Here is a 25,462-nt window from a genome sequence, read left to right on the forward strand (position 1 = left end):
GATAATTACAAAGAGGACGTAAATCTTTCGTGCGATAAATGGCGCAATATGGCAGCAGCCCGGAAGCGTTGCGGGACCTGCGTTGCAGCGAATTTGCTTGCGCTTCGCCTCTTCGCCGCATTGGTCGCCACCACTCACTCATCCTTTAAGGAGAGCTTTTTCATGCGTATCTCGACATCGTTTCTGTTCGACCTCGACGGCACGCTCGTCGACAGCGTGTATCAGCATGTGCTCGCATGGAAGGAGGCGCTCGACGAAGAAGGCATCGAGTTGTCGGTGTGGCGCATCCATCGCAAGATCGGCATGAGCGGCGGGCTTTTCACGAATCAGCTGTTGCGCGAAACGGGCGGCGACATGAGCGCCGAACGCGTCGAGCGTCTGCGGCGCGCGCATGCCCGCGCGTACAAGCAACTGCATGCACAGGTGCGGCCATTGCCCGGCGCGAAGGCATTGCTCGCTGCGTTGACGGAAAGCGGCACGCCGTGGGCGATCGCGACCAGCGGACGAATGGAAACGGCGGCCGTCAATCTCGAGGCGCTCGGCGTCGATCCGTCGAAGACAGTCGTCGTGACGCGCGACGACGTCAAATACGCGAAGCCCGATCCCGATCTGTTCGTCGCCGCCGCGCAACGTCTGAAGGTGCAGATCGAGCATGCCGTCGTCGTCGGCGACAGCATCTGGGACATGCTCGCCGCGCGCCGTTGCCGCGCGCTGGGTGTGGGCCTGTTGTCGGGCGGCTACGGTCAGGAAGAACTCGAGCGTTCCGGCGCGCTGCGCGTCTATGAAGATCCCGCCGATCTGCTCGAACATCTCGACGAAATCGCCGCACGGCCCTGAGTCCGCTCCAGCGGCGTCTTTTCCCCGTTTTCCCCTTCCCTCGAACTGCATGGCGTGCCGCGTGGCACGCCACGTGCAGCGTTCCTGTCATTCATGCACGAACAGGAGCGACATCATGACTCGCGACCAGAACGCCAACGACGACAACGCAGAGACGCATCCCGACAACGCTCCCCGCAACGAGCCGCAACCGCCCGACAGGTCGAAGGACTTGCCTGAACTGCCCGATCCGGCCGAGGTTGGGGAAGACGGTTAAGCGACGACAAGGAATAGCTGTTGCTTGAATTCGTTTGAACTGGGCCACAACCGTTTGAAAGACGTTTGGAAGAGCGCTGTACGAACCGAGGGAGAACATCATGACGTTGCAGAACCAGACAGGCGCAGGCGCGAACATCGTCGGCGCGAGCCGTGGCCAACATCGCGGTCCGGGGCCGGATGTGATGGCGGCCGACACGCTCGACGGCGACAAGGTGTTGAGCGCCGACGGCGACGACATCGGCAAGATCAAGGACATCATGCTCGACGTGCGCTCGGGCCGCGTCGCCTACGCGGTGCTGTCGACTGGCGGTTTTCTCGGCATCGGCGACAAGCTGCTGGCGATTCCGTGGAGCGCGCTCACGCTCGATGTCGACCGCAAGTGCTTTCTGCTCGACATGCCGAGCGAGAGCGTGAAGAACGCACCGGGCTTCGACAAGGATCATTGGCCGTCGATGGCCGATCCCACATGGGCCACGTCGATCCATCAGTTCTATGGACGCGAACCGTACTGGGGCAACAAGGAATGGCGCGACGACGAATTCGGCGTCGGCGATGTGGAACCCGGCTCGTCGGATTCGCCCGAAGCCGGGGGCGTCAAGCTGTAGTGATTCGTAGCGATTGCGGGCACTCGTCCCGCAAGTAAATCGATTGCAGTCCGTCCGCCCGCTACGCGACGTCAGCATAGCGGGCGGATGCCGTTTTTACAGGGAACATGATGGCTACCACGACAAAACGCAGCGGCAAGAAGACCGTCGCGCACGCATCGACCCGCACCAAAGGCGGCCGCCCGGCGCGTCAACGGCACTCGCAGGCACAGGCCGCGCATCGCGAACGCTCCGCGGCTTCGAGCCGATCGAATGGCAAGTCGAACAGCAAGTCGAAGTACTGGTCGCATCATGTGATGGAAACCAGCGACGCGATGGACATCGAGAAGGACATCTTCAAGACGGGTTCCGCCGATGAGATCGCGCAATCGCTGAAGCGTTCGTCCACGCACAGCAAACGGCGCAAGGGCACGCCGTTCCAGTCGGCGATGTCGATGCTCAACTTCTACATCAACCGCGCAGGCCGCAACCTGCCGAAGACGCGCAAGAACACGTTGCAGCAGGCCAAGCGCAAGCTGCGCGAAGCATTCGGCCGCGCGCCGTGATCACGCCGCGTGTCACGTGCTGATGCACGAACAGACTGTCTGGTGGTATCTGATCGTCGGCGGCGTATTGATCTTCATGGGCGTCGCCGCGACGACGTTCAAACGCCTGCCGTTGTCGGCCGCCATGCTCTATCTCGCGATCGGCTTCGCGCTCGGTCCGTCGGGGCTCGGCCTGCTGCAACTCGATATCGCGCGCGACGCGCATATCCTGCGGCCCATCACCGAAGTCGCGCTGCTCGTGTCGCTATTCGCGATCGGCTTGCGTCTGCGCCTGCCGCTCGTCGCGCCGATGTGGGCGCTGCCGCTTCGGCTCGGCTTCGTCGCGATGCTGCTGACGATTCCTTTGCTGACGCTCGCCGGCGTACTGCTGCTCGATCTCGACTGGGGTCCGTCGCTCTTGCTCGCAGCGATGCTCGCGCCGACCGATCCCGTGCTCGCGCATGACGTGCAGGTGCAGGATTCCGACGATCTCGACCTGTTGCGCTTCTCTCTCTCCGGCGAAGGCGGATTGAACGACGGCATCGCACTGCCCTTTGCATTGCTGGGTCTTGCGTTGTGTGCATCCGGCGCGGCGGGCGGCCACGATTCACCTGGCTGGCGCTTTGCGCTCGAAGCGGCGGCGGGAATCGCAGGCGGTCTCGTGATCGGCGGAGGGCTCGGCTGGATAACGACGGGCTCGGTGGCATGGCTGCGCACGCGGCATGCGCAGGCGCTCGGTCTCGAAGGCTTCTTCGCGCTCGGTCTGATCGGCCTCGCGTATGGCGCGGCGCAACTCGCGCATTGCAACGGCTTCGTCGCCGTGTTTGCAGCAGGCGTTGCGATGCGCCGCGTCGAACATCGTGCGAGCGGCGGCCGTTCGCCGCGCGAAGCGATCGGCACCGTCGATTCGGAAGACGTCGTCGCGACGGCCGCCGATCCGCAAAAAGCGCACGCCTATATGGCCGAGTCGGTGCTCGGCTTCACGATCGAACTCGAACGTATTGCCGAAGTTGCCGTGATGATGATCGTCGGCAATGTACTGGCTACTTTATGGGTCACTTCGGGCACCATGCTCTTCACGTGGCACAGCGCCGTATTGATCGCCGTGCTGTTCTTCGTGGTGCGGCCTTTTGCAGTGGAAGTGTCGCTGCTGGGATCGAGCGCTTCGCGTGCGCAGCGCAGATTGATGAGCTGGTTCGGCATTCGCGGCATCGGGTCTTTCTATTACCTTGCGCTCGCGCTGGAGTCGATGCCCGCGGGACAGACGCAAGCAGTGCTTCCTCTCGTTCCGCTGACGCTCGCTGTCATTACGTCATCGGTCATCCTGCATGGCGTCAGCGCGACGCCGTTGATGAACTGGTATCACCGGGTACGCAATCGAAATCCCTGATGTCCGGATCAGAGAAAGCCGATAAAGCGTCTTTAAGCGTTTTATTCGCCCTTTAACACAATGCGTGATGCAATGCGAATAGAAAAGCGCGTCACTTTTAAAACACGTGCTTCGTTTGCGACAGGGCGATTTTCCTAAGCAAGAATGAGGCTAGGCGCACACTTGAATGTTGTCTATGATAGGCGCTGACGCAATTGAGCAGAACAAGACGTCACAACATCAAGCTGCCATTTCATAGCAGAACACTTTCTGTCAATGACGTTAAGCGACATGCATCGTTATTCGAGGGAATTCATTTGCGCATTCATGCGAATGCTTCCCTTGGCGGTTTGTGCGCTGGCATTGCCTTTTCATACCGCCTTCGCCGACGACCTTCCCCAAGCTGTCACACAGCCGACATTTGCGCTCTACTACGGCAAGACACCGCCCGTCGACATGCTTTCCGCATTCGATGCCGCCGTCGTCGAACCCGATAGCGGCTTCGATCCGCTTGCGCATCGCTTGCCGCATACCACGTGGTTCGCTTATGCGAGCGTCGGCGAAGTGCTGCCTTCGCGCAGCTACTACGCGGATTTGCCGAAGAACTGGCTGGCAGGACGCAATGAATCGTGGGCTTCGCGCGTAGTTGATCAGAGCCAGCCCGGATGGCCTGCATTCTTTGTCGAGCACGTGATCAAGCCGCTGTGGGACAAAGGCTATCGCGGCTTCTTTCTCGACACGATGGATTCGTGGCAACTGGTCGCGAAGACGGATGACGAGCGCGCCCGCCAGATAGAAGGCCTCGCGAACGTGATTCGCGCGATCAAGGCGCGCTATCCCGATGCAAAGCTGATCTTCAATCGCGGCTTCGAGATTCTTCCGCAAGTGCACGATCTCGTGTATGCAGTCGCGTTCGAATCGCTGTATCGCGGCTGGAACCAGGCGCAGCAGCGCTATACCGAAGTGCCCGAACAGGATCGCGCATGGCTGCTAGGCCAGGCGAAGACGATACGCGAGCAATATCATCTGCCCGTCATCTCGATCGACTATTGCGCGCCCGCCGACCATACTTGCCAGCAAGACACGATTGCGAAGATCAAGGCACAGGGCATCGTGCCGTACGTGACGGACGGCGCGCTCGCGACGATGGGCGTCGGTGCTGTCGAGCCCGTCAAGCGGCGCATTCTCGTTATCCAGGATCCGCCGCTGCACACGGACCTGAACGTATCGCCCGGCGTACGCTTTCTCGCGATGCCGCTCAATTACCTCGGCTACCGCATCGACTATCGCGACGCGCGTGAGCCGATGCCGGAAGGCGATCTGCGCGACCGTTACGCGGGCATCGTGTTGTGGCTCGAAGGCCAGGTGCCGAACAGCAAGGCCTATCGCGACTGGCTCACGGCGCAGGTCGACGCGAAGATGCCGATTGCCGTGTTCACGACGTTCGGCACGCAGATGGACCCCGAACTCGCGAAGAAACTCGACCTCGAAACAGTGGCGGGCGCGCCTTCGAACGGCAAGCTCGACGTCGAATCGTACGACCCGAAAATGATGGGCTTCGAAATGAAGCCGCATCCGCTTGCTCGCGATTTCACGCCGATCCGCGTCGGTCCGCATAGCCGCTCGCTGCTGCGTCTGCGCTCGGGAAAATTCGTGATCGACGGCGCGGGCATCACGCCTTGGGGCGGTTATGCGATGCGTCCGTTCGGCGTGTACGAACTCGATGCCGTCAATCAGGCGCGCTGGGTCGCGCAGCCTATTGAATTTCTTCGCGCCGCGTTGCATCTGAACAGCGACATGCCCGTGCCCGACACCACGACCGAAAACGGCCGGCGTCTGCTGATGTCGCATATCGACGGCGACGGTTTTGCGTCGCGCGCCGAGTACACGAACTACACGCCGCCCAATACCGACATCACGCCGCAATACTCGGGCGACATGCTTTACCAGTTGTTGCGCGACTCGGGCATGCCCACGACGGTGTCGCTGATCGAAGGCGAAGTCACCGACGAAGGCCCGTTCAAGAGCTTTGCGCCGCATTTGCGCAGCATCGGCAGAAAGATTTTCGAATTGCCCAACGTCGAAGTCGCGACGCATACCTACACGCACCCTTTGCAATGGATGCGCGTCACCGGCCTCGGCGTCACCGACACGCGCGACACGCCGACAGAAGGCAGCAGCCAGACGAACAGCAGTGGCCTCTCGATTGACATTCCGGGCTACCGCTTCAACATCGACCGCGAAATCAAAGGGTCGATCGACTATATCGACCGCAACATCGCGCCCGCTTCAAAGCCCGTGCGCATGGTGTTGTGGAGCGGCGATTGCCAGGTGCCCTCGCCCGTTCTCAAGGCCGCTTATGAAGCGGGCGTGCTGAACCTGAACGGCGGCGACACGCTGATCACGAAGAGCTTTCCGAGCTGGGCCGCGATTGCGCCGCTCGGCGTGATGAAGAACGGCTACTTCCAGATCTTCGCGCCGAACCAGAACGAAGAACTCTATACGGACCTTTGGCATGGGCCGTTCTATGGCTTTTCGCGCGTGCTCGAAACCTTCGCGCTGACCGACAAGCCGATCCGCTTCAAGCCGATGGACATCTACTATCACATGTTCACCGGCACGAAGTATGCGTCGATGAAAGCGTTGCAAGAGATCTTCGATGCCGTGCTCAAGCAACCCGTCACGCCCGTCTTCACATCCGAATACGCGCGCAAGGTACTCGACTGGCTCGACACCAGCATCTATAACGAGCCTGGCAGCAACATCTGGGTCGTGCGCAACGAAGCGAATCTGCGCACGGTGCGCCTGCCCGTCGGCAAGGTGCCCGACATGTCGACTGCGACGGGTGTTGCGGGCTATCTGCCGGGACCGGGCGGCACGTATGTGCATCTGACAGGCGACGGCATCGCGCGCTTCGCCGTAGTCGACGCGTCGGCTGCGCGGCATGTGCCCTATCTCGCCGAGGCCAACGGCATGCTCGATCATTTCGTGCGCACACGCAGCGGCTTTTCGTTCGATCTGCGCTCGCACATCGCGCCGATGTTCCGCCTCGCCAACGCCGGCGCATGCCGCGTGACGAAGCGCCCCGTCACCCGCACTGCCAACGACTATCGTCAACTGCATGTCGACGTCGCCTGCGACACCTGACCGCCAGCGGCTCTTCTCGCCCGCTGTGATTCTCGTGCTCGGCCTGCTGGTCGGCGTGATGCTCGCGCTCGCCTTTCCGCGCGAGAAAATCGAATCGCGGCTGCTCGCGGGCGCAAACGTTGACAGTCTCACCATCGCGTATCTGGAAGCGTGGTTACGCGTCGATCCCGACAATGCCGAAGTGCTGTCCGAGTTGACACGCGAGTACCTCAAAGGCCAGCGCATTTCGGATGCGACGCGCATTCTCGATCGACTTGCGCGTTCCGACGATGCGAACGCGCGGCACAGCGCATTGGCGATTCGCGTGTCGATTGCACAGAAGCGTCTCTATTCGCTCAAACCGAACGATCCGGCGCGGCCCGCGCGCATTCGCGAACTCGATGCGCTGCTGCACGAAGCGCTTGCTGACAGTTGGGACAACGAGCAACTGAAAATGCTCGCACAGCAGGCGCGCGGACTGAACGACAACGATCTCGCCGCCCGCTACTACTCGCTGCTTGCGAAGTCCGATCCGGAACATTCGCGCGAATGGCTCGCTGCGCTTGCGCAAACGCAGCTCGGCAACCAGCAGCATCGTGCCGCCGCCGATGCGTGGTTCGCTGCTCAAGCGCAAGCGACGACGCGCGACGAGAAGCGCGCAGCATTCATCGCCGGTCTGCGCGCGCTGCAATCGGGCAACGATATGGCCGCGACGATGCAGGCCGCCGATCAGCATATCGGCGATCTCGCCGACGATCCCGACACGTTGCGCTTTCTCGCGAATCTCGCGCTGGCCGCGGGCCGTCCCGATCTCGCGGAAAAGTATGTGAAGCGGCTGATGAAGATGTCGGCGCTCGATCCACGGCAACCTTTAGCGCAGCGCGCTTCGGGTTTATATCAGCCTGCGAGCGCGGATCGTTCAGGCGTATGGCTGCGTGCGGCGTGGTATCGGCCGCATGTCTCGCGTGGAGCGGCGCTGCGTCGTGCGCTGAACAAGATTTCAAATGACACGCGCGCGGTGCGTGTCGTGCGCATCGCCGCCGCATCGGAACCAACGCCTGACGCCACTGCCTCCGATTACGAACTCGCGTATCGCGTGTTCCTCGCGAACGGTGACGTGGCGAACGCGCAGCGCATCGCGCAATCGGCTGTCGATCGCGATCCGCAATCGATCGAATGGCGTGAGCGTCTCGCGCAGGCCGCCGAGTGGAATCGTCGTCAGGACATCGCGCTCGCCAATTACGTCGCGATCGCGAAGATGCGCGGCACCGACAACGACTGGAAGCAGGTCGCGCGTCTCGCACCCGGCCTCAACGACAATGCGGCGATGCTCGCCGTCACGCTGCATCAGGCAGATGAACAGCCGGGCAATCTGAAGCTGCTCGATGCCGTCGTGTTCTCGTACGAACGCATCGCCGATCCCGACTCGGCGCTGCGCTTCTTGCAGTCCCGCTTCGCAGGTCCGTTGCGTCGCGAGGCAATGGAACGTTACGCGCAAGTGGCCGAACGCAAAGGCGACGACGATCTCGCGTTGCGCACGTGGCGCGATCTCGAACGCGAATACGGCCCGAATGCCGCGTATGGTTTGAAGATCGGCACGATGCTCTATACGCGCACACAGTTCGACGCAGCACTCGCCGCGATGAACGAAGCAAAGCGCGCCGCGCCCGCATCGAACGACGAATTCTGGCGCTTCTATGCGCTGCTCGCTGATTCGAACCAGAACGCGCGCGATGCGCGGCTCGGCTATCGGCAACTCATTGCCAGCGGCAAGGCCGACGCGCAAGACTACGAGGTGATGACGAATGTCTTCAGCGATTCGCCTCTGGACGCGGGCCGTCTCGCCGAATATGCATACCGTCATGGCGGTCCGCCGCGCATGCTCGCCGAAGCGCTCTATGGTTATCAGCGCGCGCATGCGTGGGGGCGCATCGGCACGTTGCTCGCTTCGCTCACGCCCGAGCAGTTGAAGGCTGCGGAGCAATCGTCGGCGTTCCTGCTCGCGCGCGCGGAATACGAACGGCAAACGGGTGCGAACGATGCCGCGTTGCGCGACATCGAACGTGCGGCGTCGATCGATCCGAACAATTCGGAAGCCCGCGCCGCTTATATCTGGGTGTTGAACGAGCGCGGCACGGACGCCGCGCTGGTCGCCGCATTGCGTCGTTATTCGGGCGATGCCGAAACCGATCCGCAACTCTGGCCCGCGTATGGCGCAGCATGGCTGCGCATCGGCGATGGGCGCAAGGCGCTGCACTATCTGCACAAACAGGCCGCGGAAGCCAAGCAGAGCCCGCTATGGCGCCTCACGTTCGCCGATGCACTGGAGTTGAACGGACGCGTCGACGAAGCGTGGCGCGTGCGCAAACAGGTCTGGCTCGAACTGGCGCGACGCCGCCGCGATCCGTCTCATGCAACGCCGTTGTCGCCCGCCGAACAGGACGATCTGCGCGGACGTTACGTCGCGCTCACGCAGCTCTATGCGAACGGCGACCGCTCGCGCGCCGTGCTGATCGACATGCTGCGCGCGGATCGCAACGGCACGGGCAGCGACGAGCCAGCCGCGTCGGAACTCGGCGACATCGGCCAGTTGCCGCCCGCGAAGCAGGACGAAATCCGCAAGCAGCAACGGCTCTATTCGTCGATCGCACGCGAAGCGGCCATTTCGTGGGCACAAAACGAAGACGCATCCGACATGGAGCGCGCGTGGCTCGAGAAGCAGTACATCGACGAAAGCCAGCGTCCCATCTATGCCGAAGCGCAACTCGCGATCAACGACGGCGACGTGAACGAACTGTCGCGTCTGCTCGACACGCTGCCCGATCTCGTGCCAAGGCAGAATCGCGTCGATGCACAGGCGCTTACGGGCCGCACGTCGGCGGCGCAAACCAGCGCGTTCGAATCGCTCACGCGCGAGCCCAACGACGAAGTGATGCAGGCAATGGCGCGCGAGCAGTTGCTCAGCAATGCGCAGGCGATGGCGGGCGCGTTCCGTTACGTCGATCAGGGCTCGCTGCGTTTCACGGAGGAGTCGGCGACGGGCAGCGTGCGACTCACGCCTTCGCAGAACCTGCAGTTCCGCTATCAGCAGCGCGATCAGACGGTGGACGGCTCGCAGCTCGCGTATGCGCCGAAGCACGACCGGCTCGCCGAAGCGATCTACGGCCACAAAGGTCGATACGACGAAGAGCACGTGACGCTCGGCCGCCGCAATGCGCTCGAAGACTTCACGACGGCGCGCATCGAAGGCACGTACATCGTCACGCAACGCCTCACACTGACTTATGCGCTCGGCTACAACCAGGCCGCGACGGAATCGACGCAGCTGACAGTGGGCGGCACGAAAGACCTCGCGACGCTCGGCTTCAATTATCGGCTCGATCCGCACTGGTTCGGCGGCGCACGTTACGAATATGCGCGTTTTCATGGGCAGGATCGCTCCGCGCTCGGCAACGGCAGTCTCGTCGAAGCGAACATCGGCTACAAGATCAAGGCCGATTATCCCGACTACACGATCCGCGCCGTGTTCGCGCACGGCCAGTACAACGCGACGGGCACGCCGGGCGAGCGCCTGCGCGTGCTGCTGCCGGAGAACACGCCGTTCACGGCCGCGTCGTTCATGCCGCAGACGTTCACGCAAGGCGGCCTGCTCTTCTCGTTCGGCGACGACCTGCCCGAACAGTATTCGAAGGGATGGCGGCCGATGTTCGCAGGCGGCCCGATCCGCGACTCGCGTGCGGGCTGGTCGGGACAGGCCGAACTCGGCGTCGTGGGCAGCGTGTTCGGACACGACCAGATGCTGATTTATGGCGCGTACCAAGGCGTCTCGTCGAATCATTCGACGTCCGTGAAGGAAGTCGGCGTGCGCTATCGCTATCTGTATTAATCGAAGGGTTCTGGAGGAGAACGATATGGACCACAGCAGCAACATTCGCGCACGCGCGACGGCGGCATTGGCATCCGCTGTTGCGCTGGCGGCGCTCACGCTCGCGGGCTGCGCCGTCGTCGATCGCAGCGCGCCGCCCGCGATCGCGAAGAACGATAGCGTCGCGATTCTGCCCATCACGAACAACACCGAGACGCCGCAAGCGGGCCAGCGCGCGGGATCGATTGCGCAGAGCCTGCTCGCGTCGTACGGTTATACGAATCTGTCGCGCTACCCCGCGAGCGCCGACGACGAAACGCTGTTCGACGCCGCGAAGCCCGACGCACAGCAGAACGCGCTGAACTGGGCGCGCCAGCAGAACGCACGCTATGCGCTGACGGGCGCCGTCAATGAATGGCGCTACAAGGTCGGCGTGGACGGCGAGCCGGCTGTCGGCCTCACGTTCGACGTGATCGACGTGCAGACGGGCAAGGTCGTGTGGACGGGAACGGGCAGCCGCACGGGCTGGAGCCGCGATGCCGTGTCGGGCGTTGCGCAGAAACTGGAGCGCGATCTGCTGTCGCCGCTCGCGCGCTGAGGCACAGGTTGAAGCACGCGACTATCATCGACATCAAGGTCCGATTCCCAGGACGAACGCCATGAACACGCAGGCCAACGAACACGCCGCGCCGCGCGGGCGGCACCGAAGACGCCAGGCGCAAAGCGTCGGCGCGGGCTCCTGGTGGGCGCGCGTGATCGCGCCGCCACGCGGCTCCGCGCATCGGCGCGCAATCGCCGCGCTGGAAACGATCGTCGCGACGCTGGTCGCCGTCGCCATCTGCTGGGCCTTCGATCACGATGATCCGTTGCTGATCAGGAGCGGCTTCGGCTGGATCTGGATCGTGCCGCTCGTGATCGCGCTGCGTTATGGATCGATCGCGGGCGTGTTCTCGGGCCTGATCCTGCTCGCGACCTGGTATGCGATGTATCCGGAGTACAGCGGCGCACCTGGACCCGTGTCGTTCGCGCATGCGTTGATCGCGCCGCCGAGTACGCGGCTCTTCCCCGTCAGCTTCTTTTTGGGCGGCTTCGTCTTCACGATGCTGTGCGGGCAATTCGGTGACATCTGGATCACGCGGCTTCGCCAGGGCCGCATCGCTAACGACTATCTCGCCGAACGTCTGTCGATCCTCACGCGTAACCAGTTCATGCTGCGCATCTCGCACGAGCGGCTCGAACAGGATCTGCTCGGCCGGCCCGCGACGCTGCGCGATTCGCTCGCGCGGTTGCGCACCGTGATCCTCAATCAGGAGCCGACCGACGCACAGCATGGCATCGTCGATCTGCGCGGCGCGCAGCCGTTTCTCGAAGCGGCGGCACAGGCCTGCCAGATCGAAAGCGCGAGCGTGCATGCGTGGCGCGGCGGCAAGCCGTCGATGGAAGTGGCGGCATCGATCGGCGGGCCCTCCGCCTTCGAGCCCGACGATCCGCTCGTGCACGAAGCGCTCGACACGCGCACGCTGGTCCACGTCGAATCGAAGACGAATCTGGACGCGTCGATCAGCCGCTACGTCGCCGTCGTGCCGTTAATCGACGCACAGAAGAATCCCGTCGGCGTGCTCGCCATCGAACGCATGCCGTTCCTTGCGCTCACGCGTGACAACCTGCAGTTCCTGCTGGTGCTCTGCAACTTCTATGCGGACGGCGTGCAGCATGCCGTCGTGACGCGCGACACGCTCGCCGCGTTCCCCACGTGTCCGCATACGTTCGCGCTCGACTATGCGCGCCTCGTGCATCTGAAACGCGATACGCAGGTGCAGTCGTCGATCGTCGCGCTCGCGTTCCATAACGACGAGCGCGGCAACATGCTGTTCGAACACGTGCTGCGCACGCGGCGTTCGCTCGATGTGCAATGGCCGCTGCGCGACGAACGGCGCCGCGTGGTGCTGACGCTCATGCCGTTGTCGGGCGACAGTGCCGTCGACGGCTATCTGTTGCGTATCGAAGAGAATCTGCGCGCGCAGTACGGCGTCGATTTCGAAGCGGCGCGCGTCGCCGTGCATTCGATGGCCGTGCCCGCCGACGACCCCATCGCCGCATTGCGGCGTTTGCTGGAGCGCTGCGATGTCCGCTTCTGACGGCGTTACCGTCGATCGCAGCAAGGCAGCGGGCGGGCGTCTCACGTTCGTCGGCGTGCTGCTCGTGTTGCTCGGCCTCGCGTTGCAGATCGGCGTGTTCATGATCGCGGCGCACAGCGTGCCCGATGCGTCCGCGGAGTGGCTCGGCGGCCTCGTGAACGCCGATCTCGCGACGCTGCGCAACGCCGCGCAGCTGAACACGCAGACCACGTTGCTGTGCCTCCTCGTGCAGGCCGTTGCAGCACTCGCGACGGCACTCGGCCTCGCGACGATGATGCCCGCACGTTATCGTCTGCCGCGCATCGGAATGCTTGCGTCGCTGTGGTGTCTGAACTTCGCGGTGCCGATCGGCGGAATACTCTGTTCGCTCGGCGCGCTCGCGGTGGGCGCCGCGTTGCCGCGTCCGCGCGCGCAGCTGCCCGTCGTTCTCATTGAAGAGCCGGAGTTCGCGGCGAATCTGATCGGCACCGTATCGTATGGACGCGGCGCGCGTCTGAAGGCCGAACTGCAGAACGCCGAAGCGGGCACATCGTTTCGCATGACCGCACTGCTCGCGATGCAGTCGATGCCCGCGCGCACCGTATCGCCGCTCTTGCAAGGCATGCTCGCCGATCCGCTCGACGACATTCGTCTGCTCGCCTACGGCATTCTCGACAATCGCGAGAAAGTGCTGACGCAGCAGATACTCGTCGAGCGGCCGAAGCTCGACCGCAAGCTGAATCCTGACTTGAGCGACGCCGAGCGCGCGCACGCGAACAGAACACTCGCGCAGCTGTATAGCGAACTGATTTACGAAAACCTCGTAACGGGCGATGTGTATCGCAATGCCGCCGATCAGGCCGACGGTTTTGCTGCGGCCGCGCTCGAACATGATCCGAACGATGCGGCGCTATGGCGTCTGCGCGGACGTCTTGCCATCGCGAGGCTCGATCTCGACGGTGCGGAAACGATGTTGCAGCGTGCGATCGATTGCGGCTTTCCACGCGACCGCATGTTGCCCTGGCTCGCAGAAACCGCCTACCTGCGCCGCGATTTCGCGCGTGTGCGCACGCTGCTTGGCGAAATAGACAGCCGCGCCAGCACGCCGACGCTGTCCGCCGTGCTCGACTTCTGGAAACCGCGCGGTCCCGGCGCCGCGCAGCCCCGCTCTATCTGAGGCCACCCTCATGTCGTCATCGAACACGCCCGCTCTGCCGCACGCCGAATCGGCCGATATCGCTTTGTTGCTCGAAGGCACGTTTCCGTATGTAAGCGGCGGCGTGTCGAGCTGGGTCAATCAGATCATCCGCGCGTTTCCGCAGTATTCGTTTGCGCTGTGCTTTCTCGGCAGCCGGCCGCAGGATTATCCGAAGATGCAGTACACGTTGCCCGATAACGTCGTGCATCTGGAGAATCACTATCTTTACGATTTCGCCCCGCCGCCGCTCGTGCAGAAGCAGCGCGGCGAAGCGTCCGCGTTCATGCGCTCTGCGCATTTGCACGACGCGCTGCGTAATCCTGCGATGCGTCACGCAGCGGGCCGCATGTTGAAGGACATGCTGAAGGACTTGCGGCCCGGCGGCGCATTGGGCGAAGACGCGTTTCTCTATTCGAAGGAAGCGTGGAATTATCTGACCGATCAGTATCGGCAGTTCTGCACGGACCCTTCATTCGTCGATTACTTCTGGACCGTGCGCATCATGCACAAACCGCTGTGGCAACTCGCAAAGATCGCCGAGGGCCTGCCGCGCGTGAAGATGTTCCATACGGTATCGACGGGTTATGCGGGCTTTCTCGGCGCGCTTGCGCGCTATCGGCACGCGCGTCCTTTGCTGGTGTCGGAGCACGGCATCTATACGAAGGAACGCAAGATCGATCTGTTCCAGAGCGAATGGATTCGTGACAACCGCAGCATCTTCGAGCGCGACGTGTCGCAGATCGGTTATTTCCGCGACCTGTGGGTGCGCTTCTTCGAAACGCTCGGCCACGTGTGCTACGACGCGGCAGAAGACATCATCGCGCTGTACGAAGGCAATCGGCAGCGGCAGATTCTCGACGGCGCGCCCGAAGACAAGACGGCCAACATTCCGAACGGCGTGAATCTGCCGAAGCTCGCGCCGTTGCGTGCGCAGCGTGCGAGCGGTGTGCCGAAGACACTGTGCCTGATCGGCCGCGTCGTGCCCATCAAGGACATCAAGACCTTCATTCGCGCGATGCTGACCGTCGTGCGCCGCATGCCCGAAGCGGAAGCGTGGATTGCAGGTCCGGAAAACGAAGATCCTTCGTATGCGGCCGAATGTCATGCGCTCGTCGAAAGCCTTGGATTGCAGGACAAAGTGAGGTTTCTCGGCTTTCAGAAGATCGACGAATTGCTGCCGAAATGCGGCGTGCTCGTGCTCAGTTCGATTTCGGAGGCGCTGCCGCTCGTCGTGCTCGAAGGTTTCGCGGCGGGCGTGCCGTCCGTCACGACGGATGTGGGTTCATGTCGTCAGTTGATTTACGGGCTTGAAGGAGACGACGCGGCGCTCGGCGCTGCGGGCCGTGTGGTGCAGATCGCCGATCCGCGCGCACTCGCCGAAGCGGCGCTCGATCTGCTCGACGAAAACAACTGGCACACCGCGCAGCAGGCGGGCATTGCGCGCGTCGAGCGTTATTACACGCAGGAGCAGATGGTCGGCTCGTATCGCGATCTGTATGCGCGGCTCACATCGCAAACGGACATTGTCGATCCGCCTGCATCGGAAGCCGATCTGATGCAGATGCCACACTGAACGGGAGCGCACGACTATGGCAGGGATTGGTTTCGAACTGCGCAAGATGCTCCGGCGCAATACGCTGCTGGGGCTGATGCAGGCGTACACGTATGCCGGTTTGATCGGTGCGGGGCCGTGGGTGTTGTCGATTGTGGGCATTCTGCTGATCGGCGTGCTGAGCATTCCGTTCGTGCTGCCTACAGGCCTTATTACGCAGTTTCAGGTGTCCGTCACGTATCTGATTTCGCTGTCGCTGGTGCTGACGGGGCCGCTGCAACTCGCGTACACACGCTTCACGTCCGACCGACTGTTCGAGAAGCGGCGCGATCTCGTGCTGCCGAATTTTCATGCGGTGATGTTTATCGTCACCGTTGCTTCGACTGTGCTCGGCGGTTGCGCTGTGGTGTTTCTGTTTCCGCAGCAGACGGCGGCTTATCGGCTGTTGATGCTTGCAGGTTTCGTCGTGATGGGCAATATCTGGATCGCGACGATCTTTCTGTCGGGCATGAAGCAGTACATGTCGATCATTGCCGTGTTCTTTATCGGTTATGCGGTGACGACGGGTGCCGCGTTGACGCTGAACATGTTCGGATTGACGGGCTTGCTGTCGGGTTTCGTGATCGGGCAGACGGTGTTGCTGATGGGTCTGCTCGCGTTGATCTATCGCGACTACCGCAGCGATCATTTCATTTCGTTCGAGATGTTTCGCAAGGAGTATCGCTATCCGTCGTTGATGCTGACGGGGTTTCTGTACAACCTCGGGATATGGGCCGACAAGTTCATGTTCTGGTATTCGCCCGGCACCGGGCAGCCGGTGATTGGGCCGTTGCGTGCGTCCATCATCTATGACATTCCGGTTTTTCTCGCGTATCTCGCGATTATTCCTGGGATGGCTGTTTTTCTGATGCGGATCGAGACTGACTTCGTCGAATACTATGACGCGTTTTATGACGCTGTTCGCGAAGGTGCTTCGTTGCAGCATATCGAGCGCATGCGGAATGCGATGGTCGAGGCTTTGCGGAATGGCATCTGGGAAATCATGAAGGTGCAGGCCATCGCGGCCATGATGCTGTTTGCTGCTGGCACTATCCTGCTGCAATGGTTGCAGATTTCCACTTTGTACCTGCCCTTGCTCTATATCGATGTGATTGCTGCCAGTATGCAAGTCGTGTTTATGGGCACCATTAACGTGTTCTTTTATCTCGACAAGCGGAAGATTGTGATGTTTCTTGTGGGTTTGTTTGTTGTTCTCAATGTTTTGCTTACCGCGATTACCTTGTCGTTGAATCCTGGTTTTTATGGGTATGGGTTTGCTGGCTCCCTCCTCGTTGTTGTGCTTGTCAGTCTTTATCTTCTTGATCAGAAGCTCGAATCTCTGGAGTATGAGACTTTCATGCTGCAGTGATTTCGCTTTTCTGCTGCGCGCTGGCATCCGCGTTTTGCCTTCTGTGCTTCATGCGTTGCCCCTGTGCGGGGCAGCACCTACTTTTCTTTGCAGCGGCAAAGAAAAGTAGGCAAAAGAAAGCCGCTTCAAACCTCCGGTGCCCGCCAGAATAACGCCACGGCACACAGTCCTTGAGCTGTCGCGCAGTGACGCAAACACTCCGTAGAAAGCCCGCAGTCAAGCACGCGCGGCGCGAAAGTTGACATCCACCTGGAGCACATTCGGTCGGCTTGTTTTTTTGCGTTTGCCGTCGGTCTGATTGCGGCGGCATGTGCTCCAGACTGTGTGTGGGTTTTTCGCGCCGTGCGCGGTTGACTGCGGGCTTTCTACAGAGTGCGGACGTCGCTGCGCAACGGCTCAACTGCGGCATGGCGCGGCGCTATCCTGGCTGGCACTTTTCTGCTGCGCGCTGGCATCCGCGATTTCGTATCCGTGCTTCACGCGTCGCCCCTGTGCGGGGCGGCACCTACTTTTCTTTGCAGCGGCAAAGAAAAGTAGGCAAAAGAAAGCCGCTTCAAACCTCCGGTGCCAGCCAGAATAACGCCACGGCACACAGTCTTTGAGCTGTCGCGCAGTGACGCAAACACTCCGTAGAAAGCCCGCAGCCAGGCGCGCGCGGCGCGAAATTTGACATCCACCTGGAGCACATTCGGTCGGCTTGTTTTTTTCGTTTGCCGTCGGTCTGGCTGCGGCGATATGTGCTCCAGACTGTGTGGGGTTTTCGCGCCGTGCGCGGTTGACTGCGGGCTTTCTACAGAGTGCGGACGTTGCTGCGCAACGGCTCAACTGCGGCATGGCGCGGCGCTATCCTGGCTGGCACTTTTCTGCTGCGCGCTGGCATCCGCGATTTCGTATCGGTGCTTCATGCGTTGCCCCTGTGCGGGGCGGCACCTACTTTTCTTTGCAGCGGCAAAGAAAAGTAGGCAAAAGAAAGCCGCTTCAAACCTCCGGTGCCCGCCAGAATAACGCCACGGCACACAGTCTTTGAGCTGTCGCGCAGTGACGCAAACACTCCGTAGAAAGCCCGCAGTCAGGCGCGCGCGGCGCGAAAATTGACATCCACCTGGAGCACATTCGGTCGGCTTGTTTTTTTGCGTTTGCCGTCTGTCTGGCTGCGGCGATATGTGCTCCAGACTGTGTGGGGTTTTCGCGCCGTGCGCGGTTGACTGCGGGCTTTCTACAGAGTGCGGACGTCGCTGCGCGACGGCTCAACTGCGGCATGGCGCGGCGCTATCCTGGCGGGCACTGGAGGTTCAAAAGCGGCTTTCTTTTGCCTACTTTTCTTTGCCGCTGTGTACAGACTGGAGACATAGCTGACAGGTGTACAGGGACATGGTTGACACTTTCGGGTAATCAAACGCCCGGATTCAACCATGCCCTGGGAAGCAAAAAACACCTTGAATCTCCGCGAAGAATTCGTCAGCCTGGCCGCCACACAGGCCCTGTCATTCAGCGAGCTATGCCGGCGCTACCGGATCAGCCGCCAGACCGGCTACAAGTGGCTGGACCGTCACAAGGCCGAAGGCCCCGGCGGGCTGGCCGACCGCTCCCGACGCCCGCACCACAGCCCCCTGCGCTCACCTGAACACATCGAAGCGCGGGTGCTGGAACTGCGTCGCGAACATGGCTGGGGCGGACGCAAGATCGAACGGCGCCTGAGGGATCTGGGCGAGACAGAGGTGCCCGCGCCCGCCACCATCACCGAAATCCTGCGCCGCCACGGGCTCATCGATGAACAGGCGTCGCAGCAGCGCCAGCACTGGCAGCGCTTCGAGCACGCGCATCCGAACCTGCTGTGGCAGATGGACTTCAAGGGCGACGTCCAGACGCTGAAGGATGGGCGCTGCATGCCGCTGACGGTCATCGACGATCACTCGCGCTACAACCTCGTGCTGAGCGCCTGCTCGCGTACGACCACACAGGTCGTGCAGGCCGCGCTTGAGCGCGCGTTCCGCTGCTACGGGCTGCCTGCGCGCATCAACACCGACAACGGCGCGCCGTGGGGCTCGCCCAGCGCGCCGGGGCAGCTCACCGAACTCGCGGTCTGGCTGATCCGGCTGGGCATCCTGGTGAGCTACAGCCGGCCGTATCACCCGCAGACCAATGGTAAGGACGAACGGTTTCACCGCACGCTGAAGGCCGAAGTGCTGGACCGGCAGGCCTTCAGCACACATGCGCACATGCAGCAGGCACTGGATCGCTGGCGGCACGTGTACAACGTCGAACGTCCGCACGAGGCACTCGGGATGGCCACGCCCATCACGCGCTACGCGTGTAGCCTGCGCGCGATGCCCGAGCGGGTGCCCGAGCCCGAATACGGCCCCGGCGATGAAGTGTTGCGGGTCAATGCCAGCGGCGTGGTGCGCCTGCGCGGCCAGAAACTGAAGCTGTCGATCGCGCTCAAGGGGCTGCAGGTAGCCGCCCGCATGAGCGAGAAGGAAGACGGGGTGATCGAGATCTGGTTCGCCCATCAGCGGGTCGCAAAACTTGACCTGAAGACTCCCAAACCCTGACCATCAGGTGTCAACGATGTCCCCGTACAGGTGTCAACCATGTCTCCAGTCTGTACACCGCTGCAAAGAAAAGTAGGTGCCGCCCCGCACAGGGGCAACGCTAGCAGACCGATACGAAACCGCGGATGCCAGCGAAACCCAAACCCAAACCCAAAACCAAAACCTCAAAACCGCCCTTGGGCAATCTGCTCCCGCCGCGGCTCTCCTTGCCGCTCAAGCATCCATCCAGGATATTCAGCAGGCAAAGCACTAACCTCACCGAGCTTGGAAAGCTCATCACCACTCAGCTGCACATCGCAAGCAGCGATATTGTCCTCAAGCTGCTCAACGCGCTTGGCGCCGACAATGACACTCATAACAGCCCGCTGATGCAGCAACCACGCCAGCGCAATCTGCGCAACAGAAACACCCTTCCCATCAGCAATCGTGCGCATCACATCAACACAATCAAACGCCCGATCCCGATTCACAGGCGGAAAATCGAACGTCGTGCGGCGACTGCCCGCTTCGCCCTGCTGCTCGCGTCCGTACTTGCCGCTCAACAGTCCACCCGCCAACGGACTCCACACCATCAACCCCAAGCCCTCGCTCTGCAGCATCGGCACCAGCTCACGCTCCAGATCGCGGCCCGCGATCGTGTAATACGCCTGCAACGTATCGAAGCGCGCAAGACCCAGGCGCTCCGAAATGCCCAACGCCTTCACGATCTGCCACGCGGCCCAGTTCGATACGCCGACATAACGGACATGTCCATGCTGCACGAGCGTATCGAGCGCGCGCAGCGTCTCTTCGATCGGCGTCGCAGGATCGAAGCCGTGGATCTGGTACAGATCGACGTGATCGAGCTGCAGTCGATGCAAGCTCGCCTTGATGCCGTCCATGATGTGGTAACGCGACGCGCCGCGCGCATTCGCGAAGTCGCCCGTCTGGCCGAAGACCTTCGTCGCGACAACCACGGAATCGCGCGGCACCTTGAGGTTCTTCAGCGCCTGTCCGGTGATCTGCTCGGAAACGCCCGATGAGTAGACGTCAGCCGTATCGATGAAATTGATGCCCGCGTCGATCGCGCGGCCAATCAGACGCTCGGCGTCGCTCTGCTGCAAATCGCCGATGTGCTGCCAGATGCCACCCGTGCCGCCAAATGTCATCGTGCCGAGGCACAGTTCCGACACGAAGACGCCAGTGCGGCCAAGCTGGTTGTATCGCATGGTTCAAGACTCCACGTAGGTGATGAAGCGGTGCAGGATCAACCAGCATACTCAATGGCCGCGATAGCTGCTGGCGCGTTGCCATTGCATCGCGCGCGATGTGGCGCGCTGCGGCTTGCATGTTTTCCCGATCCGGCCTATCCGCCTCATTCGCTGCAAGCCGGCGAGCAAAGAACGGCATAAAGTACCGCAATGCGCGACGCGCAAGTGCGCCGAAATGGCAGACCGGTAGTTGCGTTATGGAAGCGAAGCGCAGCGCGCCCCTGCAAAACCTGCGAGACTGAGCGGGTCTAACGTTTTCACGGGTCCGCATCGACCGCGCCTTGGATATGCGGCGCCGCGCCCCCATCTTCGACGTCATGACCTCCGTCCCTTCATCAACCGATCCGCTGGCCGCGTTCCACCCCGCCGTCGCGGGCTGGTTCCGCAAGACCTTCCCCGCGCCGACGGATGCGCAGGCCGCCGCATGGCCGCTGATCCGCAGCGGCAAGCACACGCTCGTCGCCGCGCCGACGGGCTCGGGCAAGACGCTGACTGCCTTTCTCGCCGCGCTCGATGAACTCGTGCGCAACGGCCTCGCGCACGACGGCGCGCTGCCCGACGAAACGCTCGTGGTCTACGTGTCGCCACTGAAAGCGCTGTCGAACGATATCCGCATCAATCTGCAAACGCCGCTCGAAGGCATCGCGAACGAACTCGCGGAACGCGGCCTGCCTGTGCCCGAGATCCGCACCGCCGTGCGTACCGGCGACACCACGCAGCAGGAGCGCAACGCGCTGAAAAAGCGCGCGCCTCACATTCTCGTCACGACGCCTGAGTCGCTTTACGTGCTGCTCGGCTCGGCGTCGGGCCGCAAGATGCTCTCGACGGTACGCACGGTGATCGTCGATGAAATCCACGCGATGGCGGGCGGCAAGCGCGGCAGTCATCTCTCGCTGTCGCTCGAACGGCTCGACGCGCTGTGCGGGCGGCGCCTGCCGCGCATCGGTCTGTCGGCAACGCAAAAGCCGATCGAAGCCGTCGCGCGTTTTCTGGCGGGCGGCGCAAGCCCCGACAGCGACGTACCCGCCGATTGCGCGATCGTCGATGTCGGCCACGTGCGCGAGCGCGATCTCGCGCTAGAGATGCCGCCTGTGCCGCTCGAAGCGGTCATGTCGAACGAAGCATGGGAACTCGTCTATAACCGGCTCGCGGAACTCGTCGCGATGCATCGCACGACACTCGTGTTCGTCAACACACGCCGCATGGCCGAACGCGTCGCGCGGCATCTGACGGAGCGGCTCGGCAAGGAAGCCGTCGCCGCGCATCACGGCAGTCTCGCGAAGGAATATCGCTTCGACGCCGAACAGCGTCTGAAGCGCGGCGAGTTGCGCGTGCTGATCGCGACAGCATCGCTGGAACTGGGCATCGATATCGGCGATGTCGATCTCGTCTGCCAGATGGGTTCGCCGCGCGCGATCGCGCCGTTTCTGCAGCGCGTCGGACGTTCGGGCCACCATGTGGGCGGCATGCCGAAGGGACGGCTTTTTCCCGCGTCGCGCGACGATCTGATCGAATGCGCGGCGCTGCTCGATTGCGTGCGGCGCGGCGAACTCGATCTGCTGCATATTCCGCGCGCGCCGCTCGACGTGCTCGCACAGCAGATCGTCGCCGAGGTCTGCAATGCCGAATGGAGCGAAGACGCACTGTTCGATCTGTTCCGCCGCGCCTCGCCGTACACGACGCTGGAGCGCGAGCAATACGATGCCGTGCTGCGCATGCTCGCCGAAGGCTACACGAGCCGTCACGGTCCGCGCGCGGCGTACGTGCATCGCGACGCCGTCAACGGCACGCTGCGCGGCCGGCGCGGCGCACAGCTATACGCGGTCACGTCGGGCGGCACGATTCCCGAGAACGCGGATTACGCGGTGATCCTCGAACCGCAAGGGCTCAACATCGGCACGGTGAACGAAGACTTCGCGGTCGAAAGTCTCGCGGGCGATGTGTTCCAGCTCGGCAACGCGTCGTACCGGATCATGCGCGTCGAAAGTGGCCGCGTGCGTGTCGAGGATGCGCAAGGCCAGCCGCCGAACATTCCGTTCTGGCTCGGCGAAGCGCCGGGGCGCAGCGATGAACTGTCGGCGGGCGTGGCGCGGCTGCGTGCGGAAATCGAACAGCGGCTGGACGAAGCAAAGGTCGCGGCGCAAGCCGAAACATTCAACGATCCTCACGACAGCGTCACGACACTCGTCGAACAGCAGGCAACGGCCACCACGCTCGATCTCGAACCCGCCATCGAATGGCTCGCGAAACACACGCATTTGCCCGAGCCCGCCGCGCGGCAGATCGTCGAGTATCTGGCGCGCGCACGTCAGGCACTCGGCGCACTGCCGACCCGCGATACGCTCGTGATGGAGCGCTTCTTCGACGAATCGGGCGGCACGCAACTCGTGATTCACACGCCGTACGGCAGCCGCGTGAACCGCGCGTGGGGACTCGCGCTGCGCAAGCGATTCTGCCGCACGTTCAATTTCGAGTTGCAGGCAGCCGCCACCGAAGATGCGATCGTGCTGTCGCTGACGGGCGCGCACAGCTTTGCGCTCGATGAAGTGTGGCGCTATCTGCGCTCCGCGACGGCCGAGCACGTATTGATCCAGGCATTGCTCGACGCGCCGCTGTTCGGCGTGCGCTGGCGCTGGAACGCGACGACGGCGCTCGCGTTGCCGCGCTATACGGGCGGTCGCAAAACGCCGCCGCCGTTGCAGCGCATGCGCAGCGACGATCTGCTCGCCACCGTGTTTCCCGATCAGGCTGCGTGCCTCGAAAACATCGTTGGCGAGCGCGAGTTGCCGCATCATCCTCTCGTCGACCAGACGCTCGACGACTGTCTGCACGAAGCGATGGACACGGAAGCGTGGCTCGCGCTGCTGCGGCGGATCGAGAGCGGGCAGATCGAACTCGTGTCGCGCGATCTGCCCGCACCGTCGCCGCTCGCCGCCGAAATCCTGACGGCCAAGCCGTACGCGTTTCTCGACGACGCGCCGATCGAAGAGCGCCGCACGCAAGCCGTGCTGAATCGCCGCTACACGACGGGCCCCGAGTCCGCCGACGATCTCGGCGCGCTCGATGCCGATGCGATCGCGAGTGTCGGCGAGGAAGCGTGGCCGCAAGTGCGCAACACTGACGAAATGCACGAAGCGCTGACGGGCCTCGCGTGCATCACGGACAGCGAGGCGCAACGCAACGAAGGCTGGTCCGCGTGGCTCGCCGAACTGGCGAAGACAGGTCACGCAACGCGCATGCAGGTCGCCCAGTACGACGCGTTGTGGCTGCCCGCCGAACGCCTGACTTCGCTGCGCGCGATCTATCCGCACGCGGACATCGAACCGGCGATCCGCGCGCCCAAAGGTTTCGACGATGCGTGGACGGAAGACGATGCACTCGTCGATGTGGTGCGCGCGCGGCTCACTGGCTTCGGACCACTGCCGCTCTCGCTGATCGCACGCGCGCTGGCGCTACCCGCTTCCAATGTCGCGCTGGCGCTCACGCGGCTCGAAGCGGAAGGCTACGTGATGCGCGGCCGCTTCACGCCCGGCGCGCTCGAAGAAGAATGGTGCGAGCGGCATCTGCTCGCGCGCATCCATCGCTATACGGTGCGACGCCTGCGTCGCGAGATCGAGCCTGTCGAGCGGCACGATTTCATGCGCTTTCTGTTTGCGTGGCAACGTCTCACTCCCGACACGCGCGGCGAAGGACGCGATGCGCTTGCCGCCGTGCTAGATCAACTGGAAGGTTTTCAGACGGCCGCGAGCGCGTGGGAAGAAGACATCCTGCCCGCACGTCTGAAGGACTATTCGATCACGTCGCTCGATGAACTGTGCCGTGCAGGCAAGATCGTGTGGATGCGCCTCACGGATCGTGCGCGTGGCGCGAGCGGTCCGGTGCGCAGCACGCCTATCGTGTTGCTGCCACGGCGCGCGTTGCCTGTGTGGACCGCACTGCTCGATACGTCGAAACAGCCGGAGTTGTCGCCGAAAGCGCAGATGGTGTTCGACACGTTGACGCAGCACGGCGCGATGTTCTTCGACGAACTGTCGGGCGACGTGCATCTGCTGCGCGTCGAACTCGAAAACGCGCTCGGCGAACTGGTCGCGGCGGGCCTCGTCAACTCGGACAGCTTCGCGGGCTTGCGCGCGCTGCTGAAGCCCGTCGCGAAGCGCAACGCGTCGTATTTTCCGAGCCGGCGTCCGCGCGGCGCGGGCGCGCTGATCGGCGGGATGGACGATGCGGGACGCTGGGCGCTGTTGCGTCGTCGGCCCGTCGCGGCTGCCGCGGAAGAAGACTCAGCCTCTGTGCCCTCGCCTGTCCGCCGTTCGGCTTCGTTCGAACCTGACGTACTGGAGCACGTCGCGACGACGTTGCTGCGGCGCTATGGCGTCGTGTTCTGGCGTCTGCTCGAACGCGAGGCCGAATGGCTGCCGCCGTGGCGCGATCTGCTGCGTGTGTATCAGCGGCTCGAAGCGCGCGGCCAGGTGCGCGGTGGACGCTTCGTCAACGGTCTCGCAGGCGAACAGTTCGCGCTGCCCGAAGCGATCCCGCTGCTGCGCGAAGTGCGTCGACATGCGAACGAAGGTGCTTTTGTGTGCGTCGCGGGCAGCGATCCGTTGAATCTCGTCGGCACACTGTTGCCGGGCAACAAGGTGCCCGCCCTCGCGGGCAATCGCGTGCTGTATCGCGACGGCGTGCCCGTCGCATCGCTCGTGTCGGGCGAATTCAATCTGCCCGACGACGCCGACGGCGAAACGAAGCAGCTGATGCGCATGCGTCTCGCGCGGCGCTACTAAACTCGCCTGACAAGCGGCCG

The 25,462-nt window shown here is 62.8% G+C and carries 15 protein-coding genes; 14 read left to right on the forward strand and 1 reads right to left on the reverse strand.

Annotation, left to right across the window (positions count from 1 at the left end):
* Nucleotides 1-162 precede the first annotated feature (162 nt).
* The 13 genes from QEN71_RS10815 to QEN71_RS10875 all read left to right on the forward strand — a co-directional run bounded on the left by QEN71_RS10815 (nucleotide 163) and on the right by QEN71_RS10875 (nucleotide 19,411).
* Nucleotides 163-837, forward strand: coding sequence for an HAD family hydrolase (locus QEN71_RS10815; protein ID WP_201649047.1), 675 nt, complete (start codon nucleotides 163-165; stop codon nucleotides 835-837).
* 115 nt (nucleotides 838-952) lie between these two features.
* Nucleotides 953-1,093 carry a hypothetical protein gene (locus QEN71_RS10820; RefSeq protein WP_201649046.1) on the forward strand — a complete coding sequence of 47 codons (141 nt, stop codon included), beginning with the start codon at nucleotides 953-955 and terminating at the stop codon, nucleotides 1,091-1,093.
* Nucleotides 1,094-1,193: 100 nt separating this feature from the next.
* Nucleotides 1,194-1,700, forward strand: a complete 507-nt coding sequence (locus QEN71_RS10825) for a PRC-barrel domain-containing protein (protein ID WP_201649045.1) — start codon at nucleotides 1,194-1,196, stop codon at nucleotides 1,698-1,700.
* Nucleotides 1,701-1,810: 110 nt separating this feature from the next.
* Nucleotides 1,811-2,245, forward strand: a complete 435-nt coding sequence (locus QEN71_RS10830) for a DUF3175 domain-containing protein (protein ID WP_201649044.1) — start codon at nucleotides 1,811-1,813, stop codon at nucleotides 2,243-2,245.
* A 22-nt stretch (nucleotides 2,246-2,267) separates the two neighbouring features.
* Nucleotides 2,268-3,614 carry a cation:proton antiporter gene (locus tag QEN71_RS10835; protein ID WP_201649043.1) on the forward strand — a complete coding sequence of 449 codons (1,347 nt, stop codon included), beginning with the start codon at nucleotides 2,268-2,270 and terminating at the stop codon, nucleotides 3,612-3,614.
* Nucleotides 3,615-3,869: 255 nt separating this feature from the next.
* The gene (locus QEN71_RS10840) at nucleotides 3,870-6,740 is read left to right on the forward strand and encodes a bifunctional glycoside hydrolase 114/ polysaccharide deacetylase family protein (protein ID WP_201649042.1); all 2,871 of its coding nucleotides are present in this window, start codon (nucleotides 3,870-3,872) and stop codon (nucleotides 6,738-6,740) included.
* Entirely contained in the window at nucleotides 6,715-10,605 is a 3,891-nt protein-coding gene (locus tag QEN71_RS10845; protein WP_201649041.1) for a tetratricopeptide repeat protein, read from the forward strand. Before QEN71_RS10840 ends, QEN71_RS10845 begins: the two co-directional genes overlap by 26 nt.
* 25 nt (nucleotides 10,606-10,630) lie before the next feature.
* Entirely contained in the window at nucleotides 10,631-11,182 is a 552-nt protein-coding gene (locus tag QEN71_RS10850) for a penicillin-binding protein activator LpoB (protein WP_201649040.1), read from the forward strand.
* Nucleotides 11,183-11,243: 61 nt separating this feature from the next.
* Nucleotides 11,244-12,722, forward strand: a complete 1,479-nt coding sequence (locus tag QEN71_RS10855; protein WP_201649039.1) for a PelD GGDEF domain-containing protein — start codon at nucleotides 11,244-11,246, stop codon at nucleotides 12,720-12,722.
* Nucleotides 12,709-13,878: a sugar ABC transporter permease gene (locus QEN71_RS10860; protein WP_201649038.1), complete on the forward strand. Its 1,170-nt coding sequence runs from the start codon at nucleotides 12,709-12,711 to the stop codon at nucleotides 13,876-13,878. Before QEN71_RS10855 ends, QEN71_RS10860 begins: the two co-directional genes overlap by 14 nt.
* 10 nt (nucleotides 13,879-13,888) lie before the next feature.
* A complete protein-coding gene (gene pelF / locus QEN71_RS10865) occupies nucleotides 13,889-15,472 on the forward strand; it encodes a GT4 family glycosyltransferase PelF (protein ID WP_201649037.1) in 1,584 nt (527 codons plus the stop codon).
* 16 nt (nucleotides 15,473-15,488) lie between these two features.
* Nucleotides 15,489-16,859 carry an exopolysaccharide Pel transporter PelG gene (gene pelG, locus QEN71_RS10870; RefSeq protein ID WP_201649036.1) on the forward strand — a complete coding sequence of 457 codons (1,371 nt, stop codon included), beginning with the start codon at nucleotides 15,489-15,491 and terminating at the stop codon, nucleotides 16,857-16,859.
* Nucleotides 16,860-18,271: 1,412 nt separating this feature from the next.
* Nucleotides 18,272-19,411, forward strand: a complete 1,140-nt coding sequence (locus QEN71_RS10875) for an IS481 family transposase (RefSeq protein ID WP_290468244.1) — start codon at nucleotides 18,272-18,274, stop codon at nucleotides 19,409-19,411.
* Nucleotides 19,412-19,575: 164 nt separating this feature from the next.
* Here QEN71_RS10875 and QEN71_RS10880 read toward each other — a convergent pair whose 3' ends face one another.
* On the reverse strand, nucleotides 19,576-20,619 hold the full coding sequence (locus tag QEN71_RS10880; protein ID WP_201652881.1) for an aldo/keto reductase: 1,044 nt from the start codon (nucleotides 20,617-20,619) through the stop codon (nucleotides 19,576-19,578).
* A gap of 329 nt (nucleotides 20,620-20,948) precedes the next feature.
* Between QEN71_RS10880 and QEN71_RS10885 the strand changes: the two genes are divergently transcribed.
* Nucleotides 20,949-25,442, forward strand: a complete 4,494-nt coding sequence (locus tag QEN71_RS10885) for a DEAD/DEAH box helicase (RefSeq protein ID WP_201652878.1) — start codon at nucleotides 20,949-20,951, stop codon at nucleotides 25,440-25,442.
* The last annotated feature ends 20 nt before the right edge of the window (nucleotides 25,443-25,462 follow it).

Source organism: Paraburkholderia sabiae, assembly GCF_030412785.1.
GTDB lineage: Bacteria > Pseudomonadota > Gammaproteobacteria > Burkholderiales > Burkholderiaceae > Paraburkholderia > Paraburkholderia sabiae.